Annotated in this window: 10 protein-coding genes; 8 read left to right on the forward strand and 2 right to left on the reverse strand. The window is 45.8% G+C overall.

Features of this window, described 5'->3' with window-relative positions:
• Positions 1-332: 332 nt before the first annotated feature.
• The 4 genes from M0413_RS10415 (at position 333) to M0413_RS10430 (ending at position 3,975) form a co-directional block, all read left to right on the forward strand.
• Positions 333-1,670 carry a Na+/H+ antiporter NhaC family protein gene (locus M0413_RS10415; protein WP_249554062.1) on the forward strand — a complete coding sequence of 446 codons (1,338 nt, stop codon included), beginning with the start codon at positions 333-335 and terminating at the stop codon, positions 1,668-1,670.
• A gap of 190 nt (positions 1,671-1,860) precedes the next feature.
• Entirely contained in the window at positions 1,861-2,556 is a 696-nt protein-coding gene (locus M0413_RS10420; protein ID WP_037415052.1) for a hypothetical protein, read from the forward strand.
• Positions 2,557-2,567: 11 nt separating this feature from the next.
• Entirely contained in the window at positions 2,568-3,332 is a 765-nt protein-coding gene (locus tag M0413_RS10425) for a 23S rRNA pseudouridine(2604) synthase RluF (protein ID WP_037427083.1), read from the forward strand.
• Positions 3,333-3,705: 373 nt separating this feature from the next.
• Complete coding sequence (locus tag M0413_RS10430) at positions 3,706-3,975, forward strand: hypothetical protein (RefSeq protein ID WP_169547450.1); 270 nt, start codon at positions 3,706-3,708, stop codon at positions 3,973-3,975.
• Positions 3,976-3,982: 7 nt separating this feature from the next.
• Here the strand turns inward: M0413_RS10430 and M0413_RS10435 are convergent, their stop codons facing one another.
• Positions 3,983-4,603, reverse strand: a complete 621-nt coding sequence (locus M0413_RS10435) for a LysE family translocator (protein ID WP_037427088.1) — start codon at positions 4,601-4,603, stop codon at positions 3,983-3,985.
• An 86-nt stretch (positions 4,604-4,689) separates the two neighbouring features.
• The gene (locus M0413_RS10440; protein WP_249554064.1) at positions 4,690-6,240 is read right to left on the reverse strand and encodes a S10 family peptidase; all 1,551 of its coding nucleotides are present in this window, start codon (positions 6,238-6,240) and stop codon (positions 4,690-4,692) included.
• Positions 6,241-6,443: 203 nt separating this feature from the next.
• On the opposite strand from M0413_RS10440, the gene M0413_RS10445 reads away from it, so the two are divergent.
• The 4 genes from M0413_RS10445 to M0413_RS10460 all read left to right on the forward strand — a co-directional run bounded on the left by M0413_RS10445 (position 6,444) and on the right by M0413_RS10460 (position 12,525).
• The gene (locus M0413_RS10445) at positions 6,444-6,989 is read left to right on the forward strand and encodes a thioredoxin family protein (protein ID WP_037427092.1); all 546 of its coding nucleotides are present in this window, start codon (positions 6,444-6,446) and stop codon (positions 6,987-6,989) included.
• 503 nt (positions 6,990-7,492) lie between these two features.
• On the forward strand, positions 7,493-8,959 hold the full coding sequence (locus M0413_RS10450; RefSeq protein WP_249554066.1) for a sigma-54 interaction domain-containing protein: 1,467 nt from the start codon (positions 7,493-7,495) through the stop codon (positions 8,957-8,959).
• Positions 8,960-9,118: 159 nt separating this feature from the next.
• Complete coding sequence (ccoG, locus tag M0413_RS10455) at positions 9,119-10,552, forward strand: cytochrome c oxidase accessory protein CcoG (RefSeq protein ID WP_249554068.1); 1,434 nt, start codon at positions 9,119-9,121, stop codon at positions 10,550-10,552.
• Positions 10,553-10,920: 368 nt separating this feature from the next.
• A complete protein-coding gene (locus tag M0413_RS10460; protein ID WP_055647027.1) occupies positions 10,921-12,525 on the forward strand; it encodes a long-chain-fatty-acid--CoA ligase in 1,605 nt (534 codons plus the stop codon).
• Positions 12,526-12,601 lie beyond the last annotated feature (76 nt).

The following is a 12,601-nucleotide window of genomic DNA, read 5'->3' on the forward strand; positions in this document are numbered from 1 at the left end:
CGGTGGAGGAAGAAATAGCCCCCTATTGCTATATTACTGAGTAATTCACATTTAGCATTGGCTAACAACAACCAGCAAATCATTAATAGAATAATTTTAATATACTGTTTATTAAGATTAAAAATTAAGACAAACCACGATTTAAACCTCTTTTTAACGAACAGATTACAACGGAAGTAAAAACATCTAGACGTCTAGATTGACAGTAAATTGGCAATCCAATATGCTTGGCACCAAGTTGCTAGGATATGATGCCAAGGCGACATAGATTTAGAGCGAGTTTGACTGCCAAGGAGCACGCAGACAACCCGCCGAGTAAAAGAGAAATTACATTGAGTCAATCAACCCAAACCACTGCACCGAGTAACCCAGCATCATTTGTTGCCCTGTTACCCTTATTCGTTTTTTTAAGTCTGTTTATTGGCGCAGGGGTCTATTTCCAAAGCCAAGGTGTAGACTTTGCTTTCTATCAATTACCGAGTGTGATTGCTATTCTGCCGGCCATTATTCTGGCTTTGGTGTTATCAAAGCAAAAATTAAATCAAGCCATTGATACCTTTATTGGTGGAATTGGCCATAGCAATATTATTGCCATGTGTTTAATTTACTTGCTGGCTGGCGGCTTTGCGGCGGTAGCGAAAGCCACTGGCGGTGTCGATGCAACCGTAGCCTTAGGTTTATCTCTTATTCCCTCAAACCTATTACTGCCAGGCTTTTTTGTGATTGCCGCCTTTATTGCAACGGCCATGGGTACCTCTATGGGCACGATCGCCGCCGTGGCACCTATCGCCTTAGGCGTTGCCGATCAGGCACAAATTGATTATGCCCTGATGGCCGGCGCCGTGATGTCTGGCGCACTGTTTGGTGATAACCTCTCAATTATTTCGGATACCACGATTGCGGCCACTCGAACTCAAGGCTGTGATATGAAAGATAAATTCCGCGAGAACCTGATTTTTGCTATCCCAGCTTCACTGCTGACCTTTGTTGCCTTTGTCATCGCAGGACAAGGACAAGCCGATCTAGCCGCTCAAGATATCGACTTTATTAAGGTGATACCTTACCTGACGATTCTAGTATTAGCAGTTGCAGGACTAAACGTATTTGTCGTCTTAACCTTAGGCATACTGCTTGCGGGTGCCACTGGCTTGCTGACGATGGACTATGGCGTAATCCAATTTGGTAAGGATATCTACGCGGGCTTTAGCAATATGCAGGAAATTTTTATCCTGTCGATGTTAGTCGGTGGTTTAGCCGCGCTGATGCAGCAACAAGGTGGTTTAGCCTTTGTGAGCAAACAGATTGAAAAGCTCATCACCCGTTTCTCAAAAGCCCAAGGCGAAGCCTCATGCCGCGCGGCCGAATTAGGGATGGCGGGAATTGTAGCCGTGACCAATAGCTGCGTTGCTAACAATACGGTGTCGATTGTTGTCACTGGTGACATTGCGAAAGATCTCGCAGAAAAACACGGCGTAACACCTAAACGAGCTGCCAGTGTACTCGATATTTTTGCCTGTATTATCCAAGGGTTAATACCCTATGGTGCCCAAGCGCTGTTAATCGCCTCGACATTTAGCATCACACCGCTAGCAGCCGTGTCCCATGCATGGTATTGCATGATCCTTGCAGCAGTAGCTATTGCAATTGTCATGTTCCGTAAACGCCACTGATGTAGTTAAGTATCACAAGGTTTATTGAAAGCAACACAAAACAAAGGGAGCCACTTGACTGGCTCCCTTTGTTTTAAAGGTTAAATGCAGCGCTATTTAGAATACTTGCCTTCATGAAGGGATTCAGGCAAGTTACACCCGATTATTCAACCTTGCCCCTTAACCCACACCACTATTCATTAAAAGCCAAATGAATCCAAGACAGCGTGAACCCAGTTTTTACGATTTACATCGCCTAATCACTTGGTTGATTGTGGGAGCCGCACTGCTCAGTGCGATAGGAGTGATGGTTGCTCTGTATGGACAATACCAAACCATGGGCGTTAGCGCCCTATTTATCCGCGCCGATTTTTTAGGGGACTATACCCACTCGCCCCTTGCCTATGTGTTTAATTTAGGATTATTGGCCGCAGGGATTTGCATGCTGATCTCTATGGCTGGGCTGTACTTACTCAAGCTCGATAGCTTTAGCCAATATATTGCACTCACAGGAGTTTGGGTTGGCACTTCGGTGATTTTGATGGGCATTTTTCCGATTAACTTTCTAACCATGCATAGATTGGTTTCCACTAGCTATCTCTTAAGCACGCTAACCTTGCATGCCTTAGTGATTATTGCCGGAGTCGTTCCTAAACTTATCTGTCCAAGGCCCTTGTTTTACTTGAGTTTATTAAGTTTTATCAGCGCTATTAGCCTGAGTTTACAACTGGATTGGAGCCAACTGGATTTTCCGCCCTGTGATATAGACAATCATTTCTGTTTGGTTAGTACCAATATGTGGCTGCAAACGAACCTCAATATTATTTGGTGCTTAAGCCTTGCATTTGCGATGCGTCGTTTATCCAAAATCCTGTATTATCGCGCCCAAGTCCATCACCCATTTTAACTTAATCGTTTATGCGTCTAGCTAAATACCTTGCCCAATGTGGTATCAGTTCACGCCGAGAGGCCTGCCGCTTAATTGAGGCAGGACGCATTACGCTAAATGGTAAGATTGCCACACATCACGACCCAGTCCAGCTCGATACAGATGGTCAATGCCTTGATAGTATTTGCTTGGATGCAAAGCCTGTATTAGGCAGCGAAACTCCTACCTATTGGCTATTCAATAAGGCCGTAGGTACAGATTGCCGTTTACTCAAAGACGATAAATCCAGCTTGCTCCACTTACTGCCACCAACACCAAGACTCTACCCCGTCGGCAGATTAGATAAGGATTCCCGCGGATTATTGCTGCTCACTAACGATGGCGAACTCACCCACAAACTGATGCACCCCAGTTTTGCCCACAGTAAAACCTATCATGTGCAGCTAGAGAGGGCCTTCACCGATGAGTTTATTAAGCTAATGGCCAGCGGCGTAAAGTACAAAGAGGTAGATACTCTCCCCTGTAACGTTCGTAGGCTTAGTGAAGATAAATTTGAAATAGTGCTGATCCAAGGCTTAAATCGGCAAATTCGGCGGATGTCCAGCGCCTTAGGTTATAAGGTTATCGATTTACAGCGAGTGGCCTTAATGACACTCAGCCTTGAAACAGTAAGCGAAGATAATTGTACAGAAAGCAAAGCAGCAACAAACACACTAAACACTCTACCAGAGGGAGAAATGCGACCGCTAACACCCACTGAAATTACAACGCTAAAAGCCGCACTAGCGATATAGTCAGATGAAGTGTGGTAACGAATCTCAGACCAATGTGACGTTACGCCCCATAAACCATTTATTCAGCTAAAAGATTTTACACTGTGCAGCGCTAACGAGGTAACCTGAGCTCGGGATAAGTAGAGCCGCTGAATAGGCATCTTTTCGGGCCTCTGTGCGTTGCTCTGTCTAACCATAGCTCGCGATGCCGTACGACTGAGCGCCTTGATATACGCAAAAATCTGCGCACTCAGTCAGAAAGAAAAGATTTTTCCTTTCAAAAAAATCATTTATAGCATTGATTTAGTTTGTTAAATTTAGATTTTTTCGACACTCGTTACCCCGAGTTCAGGTAAGGTAAATTATTATGCTTTCAACATGTGAGTGGTTTATTGTGAATTTAGGTGATGCGCTTATATCACAATCAACATTAAGCGCACATCAATATCACCTAACCAAAGTTTATCAACAAGCTGGTAGCCCTGAGAATCTGCTGGCAGTATTTAAGCACGAATCCCAAGATCTCCATTGCCACATAAAGCTATTTCTTACTTCGGAATTTCAAGAATTAGCAATGTTAGATGGCGCCGTCAGATGCGTAAAACCTAATTTTAGCGGTACTAGCTATTTGGCGGGCAATCCAAGTTATATGCTCAAAAAATAGTGAACAACTACACATAGAGGCTATACAGCACCCGTATTGCCAGCAGAATCAATACCACACCAGAAAGTTTATCAATCAAGCCCGCTTTTTCCCGCAACTTAGGCAATATACTCGAATGGGACAACACTAACGCAATTAAGGTGTACCAGAGCCCATCAACTACCAGTGGTGTTAGTACGATAAGAGCTTGACCTGTAAAACTATCTGCAACCATCACAAACTGGCTAAACAGCGCTAAAAAGAACAGCATAATCTTAGGATTGAACAGGGAAATCGCGATACCATCGCGCGCCGCCGTGAGCGTATCCGTCGCCTCCCCAGCCGTAAGTTTTGCCTGCATGCCACCGTTTGAGCGTAATGCTTGGAGCCCCATCCATGCCAGATAGAGCGCGCCTAAAATCGCTATCCCATTAAAAACCAAAGGCGCATTTTTCAGCATTACCGCAAGACCAAGTAGCGTGACTAGCGCATAGACCCCTATGCCAATCGAGTGCGCCCAAGCACACACAATCCCTTTCCCGCGACCACCGCCTAAGGTATGACGCACGACCATCGCCAAACTCGGCCCAGGGGACATAGCGCCCAAGCAACAAATCGCCAATAGTCCCAACCAAGTACTAAAGCTCATTTTCACCCCTTTAAAGCATAAAAAGGCCCTCAAAAGGGCCTTCACAGGAGTGGCAGTTTAACACTGGCCTAGCAATACGGTCACTCTCATTTCACCCCGTTGGGATGATAAAAAGCGCGAATATCTTGCACAAGTTGCGCAAGCGATGCAGGCTCTACATACATCATATGACCCGCCTTGTAGTAATGCATAGTGACGCGGCTATTATCAATGCCGTTATCGGCAAAGGTATTTTCAGTCGCAAAGAAGGGCGTTGCGAAATCAAAATATCCGTTACCGACAAAAATACGCAAGTCTTTATTCTCGCGCTGCGCCTGCCCTAAATAGGGTGCCACATTCACATAATGCATTTGTTTACCGCTAATATTCCAGTTCCAGCCACGGTTAACATCGGTGGAAAGCACGTTGAAGGGGCGTGATAATTTAACCCCTAAATCCTCATACAGATATTGATGGATAGCCGCTGTATAAGCACCATCAATACCATATCCTGACGGGTCGTTATCGGTCGAGTCACCGCCACTGTCGTAATCTTTGCCAGTATAGCGACTGTCTAACCGCCCGATGGTCAAATCCTGATCCCTGAGCAATTCCTTGGTATAGCGACTCGCACTCACCCGTAAATTTACTCTGTCGAGGTAGGACTCACTCAAGCCCGTAAAACGCGCCAACTGTTTGCGTACAGCCTGATAATCACTTTGCGCTAAACGGCTGCCCTGTAATAGGGCTAAGGCGTAATCCTTAATAGCAAATTGACGCGCCTGTTCGACAAATGCTTCGAGCCCCAAGGCCTTATCGGCATCACTGACTTTGTTATGATAAAACGCAGTCGCCGCCATGGTCGGTAAAAAACCAATGTAGGGTTGGTTGTTACCCGGTTGATAGCGAGCGTGACTAAAGTCGAGAATCGATGAAATCAGCATCACGCCATTGACAGAGATATCGGTCCAGCCGCCTTGAAGTTCATCCACTAATGCCGCGGCTCGCGTCGTACCATAGCTTTCACCGGCAAGGTATTTGGGCGAATTCCAACGCTTATGTTCAATCAACCAACGGCGGATAAACTCGGCAATGGATTGGGCATCTTCTTTTACGCCCCAAAAATCGGTGCCTTTCTTCTCACCCAGGGCGCGGCTAAAACCGGTACCCACAGGATCGATAAACACTAAGTCAGATTCATCGAGTAATGAGTAATCGTTTGCTTCAATCCGATAAGGTGCCGCACCATCATCTTTGGCATCACTGGGCACAATCACGCGTTTGGGCCCAAAGAGTCCCATGTGCAGCCAAAGCGAGGCTGAACCTGGGCCACCGTTAAAAATAAACGTGACTGGGCGTTTACTGCTGTCCTGCACATCATCCCTTAAATAAGTAATAGAAAAGATACTAGCCTGAGGCTCCCCCTTATCATCCTCTAAAATGGTCTCACCACTAATGGCTTGATAACTGATCTTCTGATTTTGAATCGTCATTTTATGCTTAGTGGTCACCACCTCTGGCACTAACTTATCCACTTTGGCTTCGCCTTTTTGAGCAGGCTCGGCATGGCCGACCATGGACACAGTAAATAACAAGGGCAGCAACATACTTGCCCATGTTAGCCCTGCGGGCGTTGACTTTTTATTTAGCACTCGCATCAATTATCCTTCCCTTCTGTAGTCATTATTTTGTGGTCTTTTTATTAGTGCACCAGCTTACAAAGACTGCGCACTCGGCGCAAAAGCACAATTGCAACTGAATGCGTCAAAGGTTTAATCGGCTTTTAAAACATAAATTCACGCAGATTTAAGCTGTTAGCCGCTAAGATAGAATGGATTATCGGAAACTTATGTAGGCATCTATGGGCACTATCACTCTCATCAGTCTGGTCATTCTCGCATTACTTGTGGGCGCGATTGGTCTGTTAATCTGGCAACGTAGCAAAGGTAAGCGCATTCCACTGGCGGTGATTTTTGTGTTGGGATTTTTCGCCGTTGGCCTAGGCGGAATTATCGGTTTTGTGCATAAAGGCGAAGATTATCAAGCCTATCAAAAGCTACAGTGGCGCACGCTGGCCCCCGAAAAAATCGCCCCACTGGTCGCCCAAGGCTACACAGTGTTTGTGGATATCACCTCAGACTGGTGCAGCATTTGCCAAACCAATAAGGCTGAAGTCACCCATAGGGAGCAAGTGGTGAATGCACTGATGGCCGACAAGATTATTTTGATGCAGGGAAATTGGAGCGAAGCCGATTCCACCATAGCGAACTACATGCAACATGAAGGAGTACCGGGCACACCTTACAATAAGGTCTATGGTCCAAGAGCGCCTAACGGCATAGTACTACCGTCAAAACTCACCATCGATGCCGTGCTTAATGGCTTAGCCCAGGCTAAAGCCTTGTAATCTATTTTGCTTATTTGGCTTAATCTTCAAAAATGGAGTATTGAGAGCGCAATAAAAAAGGCTGCATCGCAGCCTTTTTGCACACTTCAAATAAGTAGAAAGCAATTTTCCGGAAAGGTGGGCAGAAAATCACTCCGTACTCTCAACAGCCGTCTAACCCCAAAACACTATAAAAATAGTTTTATAACTAGCGAGTTACTTAAATAAATATCTTAGCGAAGTAATGCGTATTCCCATATAAGGGTAAGCGTACTGGTCTATTTCAACCTTGCCAATAATATTTATGAAACATTTTTATAACAATTTAGCAATTTAAGCCAGCACTAAATAAAACTTTCTATTGATTAAAATATAAGCTTTTTATTATCAACAAGTTAATGGTCAGACCTCTAAGCTAGCCTCAAAACCATTCTATTCAAACATGACAAAGTAACTCGCGATATATCGCGACACGACTCAAGGGGTTATACTCTGGCACTCATTCGTATCAAGGAATCAACGGAATGACCTCAACACAGCCCGCCGCAATGCCCTTGGATAAACATTTTTTGCCAGAGAACCAGTTACTGCTCAATGCCGTGGGTGAAGGCATTTATGGGTTTGATTTAAATGGTAATGCCGTCTTTATTAATCCCGCCGCCGAGCGCATGACGGGCTGGAAGAATGAAGAGTTACTCGGCAAAAATATCCATAATTGCCATCATCATAGCCATGCGGATGGCAGTCATTATCCCCAGGAAGATTGCCCCATCTACAACACCTTAAAGGATGGGATAGCAAGGGAAATTACCCACGATGTGTTTTGGCGCAAGGATGGCAGCAGCTTTCCCGTGTATTACAGCTCTACGCCCGTCTATCGGGACAACAAACTTATCGGTGTAGTCGCGATATTTCGTGATATCAGTATTCAAAAACAAACCGAGCAGTCGCTACGCCAGGCTTTAGCACAGGTTCAAGCTCTGTCGGAGCAACTGGCCAGCGAGAATCATTATCTCCAAGCCGAGTTAGCCGATAAGACCGGCGATGTTGATATTTCGGGCAGTAGCGCAGTGATCCGCCATATGATCCAGCAACTGCATATGGTGGCCAATACCGACAGTACCGTATTGATTTGTGGCGAGAATGGCACAGGCAAAGAGCTGGTTGCCCGCAACTTACATCAACTGAGTCGCCGCAAAGATAAGCCTATGATCAGCGTTAACTGCGCGGCATTTTCAGCCTCACTGTTAGAGAGTGAGTTGTTTGGCCATGAGAAAGGCGCCTTTACGGGTGCGACTCAACAGCGCAAGGGCCGCTTCGAACTCGCCCATCAAGGCACCCTGTTTCTCGATGAGGTGGCCGAATTAAGTTTGGAGGCGCAATCTAAGTTACTGCGAGTGATCCAAGAGCAATCCTTTGAGCGACTCGGCGGCAGCGAAACCATCAAGGTCGATATTCGATTAGTCGCCGCCAGTCATCATGATTTACTCAAACGCGTTGAACAGGGCTTATTTCGAATGGATCTCTATTACCGCTTGAATGTCTTCCCAATTCAAGTGCCACCGCTGAGGGCAAGACTGGAGGATATGCCCGAGCTTGTCAGCCATATACTGCACTCCCTTAACCGTAAGCTGGGTAAAAAAATCCGCGGCGTAAGCCAAAAAGGTCTGCAAAAACTACTGGCCTACAGCTGGCCCGGCAATGTGCGCGAATTGCAGAATATCCTTGAGCGTGAGGCTATATTATCTCAAACGGATATTTTACATATCCATGCCATGCCCACGAATCACCTGCAGACTCAGACAGCGACATCGCCGTTACAAACCTTGGCCGAGGCAGAAGCACAGCATATTGAGCAAACATTAAAACTGCTGAACTGGCGTATTTCGGGCGCAAAAGGCGCAGCCAGTGTACTCGGCGTCCCGCCAAGTACCCTCAGATCGCGAATGAAGAAGCTCGGGATTACACGTCAAATCACTAATGATGAATAGTCTCAAAAACGCGAGATATCGCCAATTGACGATATATCGCGACTCACATAAAAACCAATCTAATTTAAATCAATAAATATCAAATAGTTAAATGCAAATTATTTTGGCCTAACGCTTGCTATAGGGAGCCGAATCTTATTTAAGCCGTTAGGACAGCATATGCCCAAGAGTGACACCCAACACAGAGAGAACGCCAAACATCCCTCTGCCGAGCAATTTATCCCCGTAAAAAATATCCAGACGGAAGATAAGCCAGCACACAAAAGCAGTGGCCAGATTCATTTCCGAGAGCAGAAAGGCTATTTTCAGCGTCTCAGAACCACAATGAATAGCCTGTTAGTACTGCTGTTTTTTGCACTGCCGTTTATTTCATTTGATGGTCGGCAAGCGATACTGCTGGATGTGAGTCAGCAACAATTCTTCTTTTTTGGCCTCACGCTCTGGCCACAGGATTTCACCTTACTCGCTTGGGTGTTTATTGCCGCGGCTTTTGGCCTCTTTTTTATAACCGTATTTTGGGGACGGGTCTGGTGCGGCTATCTTTGCCCACAAACCGCGTGGACCTTTATGTTTGTCTGGCTCGAAAGCCAAATTGAGGGTAACAGCAATAAACGCAAGTTGCTCGATAAGGCGCCATGGTCTGCGAGTAAACTCAGTAAAAGAACGCTCAAACACAGCCTGTGGGGATTAGCCGCCTTGATTACTGGCTGTGGATTTATCAGTTACTTCATCCCAGCCCGTGAACTCTACTTGGATATTTTTACTGGCAACGCCGGCTTTTGGACAACCTGCTGGGTATGGTTTTTCGCGATTTGCACTTACTTAAACGCTGGCTGGATGCGCGAACAAATGTGCTTACACTGCTGTCCTTATGCGCGTTTTCAGGCCGTGATGTTCGATGCTAACACCAAAACCGTGACCTATGATGCCGCACGCGGCGAAGCCCGCGGTCCCCGTAAACGCAAGCAACAAACCGAACTCGGTGATTGTGTTGACTGTAACTTATGTGTCGAAGTCTGCCCGACGGGGATTGATATTCGCCAAGGCCTTCAATACGAGTGCATTAACTGCGGCGCCTGTGTCGATGCCTGTAATGAAACCATGCAAAAATTCTACTACAAACAAAACCTTATTAGCTATGTTAGCGAGAATGAATTAAAAGGTGTCGCCCATTCCAATTTGCGCTCGCCACGCTTTTTAGGTTACGGCGCTGCCGTTGTTATTATGTTGGTTGTGATAGGTTTAGATCTCTCCAGTCGCAGTGAGATTCAGCTTAACGTCATTCGCGACAGACAGAGTCTGTACCGCGAAACCGCCGATAATAAAGTTGAAAATACCTACCAGCTGAAGATCCGTAACAAGACTCAACAAACCAAGCAATACCAACTCGCGGTCAACAGCGAAATGCCATTCAGCTTGATTGCTGACCCGGTAATCACCCTCGCGGCAGGTGAACAAGCAGATTACCCCGTGACAGTATTAGCCGATAAGAATGCAATCCCTGCGGGACGCAAACTTATCGAATTCTCGGTAACCGATGTCAGCGAACCCAAACAAAGCGTCAGCCAAGAAACCGGCTTCTTTAGCCCTTAATTCATAGCCTCAACGCTCCCATTTAGCTGTAGACAACCAATAAGACGCCATCGATTGAGCGTCTTATTGGTTTTTAAAATGGCCACATCCTATTGCGCGCCCTTTTCTTTCCCCCAATTCAGCTAACAATTGCTATAAAAATGCCCCTAAAACATCAACACGCCCTAATATACCCAAGTTAATAAAGACTTAACTCTACTCCGCCCATATAGAGTAAAAACACTATTTTTAACATAAAGATAGTAGCAATCTTTGGATAGAATTATTTGGCGATAAAGATTGACCTTATAGGTTGAATCCTTCTAATCTAAACACTCGTTTGATTTTAAAATAATAATAACGACTAAACCGATTTGAGGTAGTTAGGCATGGCATACGATCAAGAGTCACAACTCGAACTTGGCAAATACTCTTCACTCATAGACTTAATCGAACGCACTAGCCAACGCTTTGGCGATAAAACCGCATATGCTTGCTTAGGTAAAAGCAGTAGCTTCAATGAGATAGAACGCGATTCACGCTATTTTGCCGCCTATTTGCAGAATAACACTAACCTAAAACCTGGCGATCGGATCGCGATTCAATTACCCAATATTACCCAATTCGTCATCGCCGCCTATGGTGCACTACGAGCAGGCCTGATTCTCGTCAACACTAACCCGCTTTATACTGAACGTGAGCTTATCCATCAGTTTAATGACTCAGGCGCTAAGGCCTTAGTGGTATTGTCAGATCTGTTGCCAACCCTCGCCAAAGTGGTTGCAACCACACCAATTGAATTGGTGATTTCGACCCACCCGTTAGATCTTATCGATCCACAAGTTCAGCCCAAAACGGGGCTTAAAAATGTCGAATTCTGTCACGTATTAAAACAAGGTGCAGAGTTACCATTTACGCGCTTTGTGCCCGCCTTAGGCGATTTAGCCGCGCTGCAATATACCGGTGGTACAACGGGCCTCTCCAAGGGAGCCATCCTGACCCACGGCAATATGCTCGCCAATGCGGCGCAGGTAAAATCCCGCATCGGCAGTGTTATCACCGAAGGGGAAGATATTTTTGTCGCGCCACTGCCGATTTACCATATCTACGCCTTTATGGTGAACTTGGTGCTGTATTTTGAATGTGGTGGTTGCTCGGTATTAATCCCAAATCCCCGTGATATTAATGGCTTAATCAAGACGCTGGCGAAATACCCCTTCACCGGTTTTGCAGGGCTTAACACCTTATTTGTCGCCTTGTGTCATCAACCTGAATTTAAAGCGCTGGATTTCAGTCATTTAAAAATCACTATTTCTGGCGGTACAGCGCTGACCGCTGCCGCAGCCAATCTATGGCAGCAAACCACAGGCAATACCATCAGTGAAGGTTATGGCTTATCCGAGACCTCGCCAGTGATCTCGCTCAATGCACCGGGATATCAAAAGATTGGCACTATCGGTAAGCCCGTTCTCGGCACTGAGGTCAAACTGTTAGACGAAAACGGTAATGAAGTCGCGCAAGGGGAAGCCGGTGAGCTCGCAGCCCGTGGCCCACAGGTGATGCTAGGTTATTGGAATAATCCCCAAGAAACGGCTAATGTGATGACGGCTGATGGTTTCTTTAAAACGGGGGATATTGCGATTCTGAACGAGGAAGGCTTCCATCAAATCGTTGATCGCAAAAAGGATATGATTATTGTCTCTGGCTTTAACGTCTATCCTAATGAAGTCGAAAACGTGCTTGCTAGCCACCCAAATATCATCGAATGCGCCGTAGTTGGCGTAAAGGATGAGCACTCTGGAGAAGCAGTCAAAGCCTGTATCGTGCTGAAGGATGACAGCCAAGACCCTGAACTGATGAAAACCACCATCATCAACTTCTGCCGCGAGCAACTCACTGCCTACAAACTGCCTAAGTTAATTGAATTTATGCCGCAGCTACCTAAGAGTACTGTGGGTAAGATTCTGCGTAGAGAACTCAAAAATCAGCCTTAAAAACCATTAAGTAATTTGAACGGCTTTAAATCTAATAAAACCCCAGAGCAACACTCTGGGGTTTTATTTGAGCCTC

Origin of the sequence: Shewanella sp. 8A (assembly GCF_023475945.1) — a bacterium.
Classification (GTDB): domain Bacteria; phylum Pseudomonadota; class Gammaproteobacteria; order Enterobacterales; family Shewanellaceae; genus Shewanella; species Shewanella xiamenensis.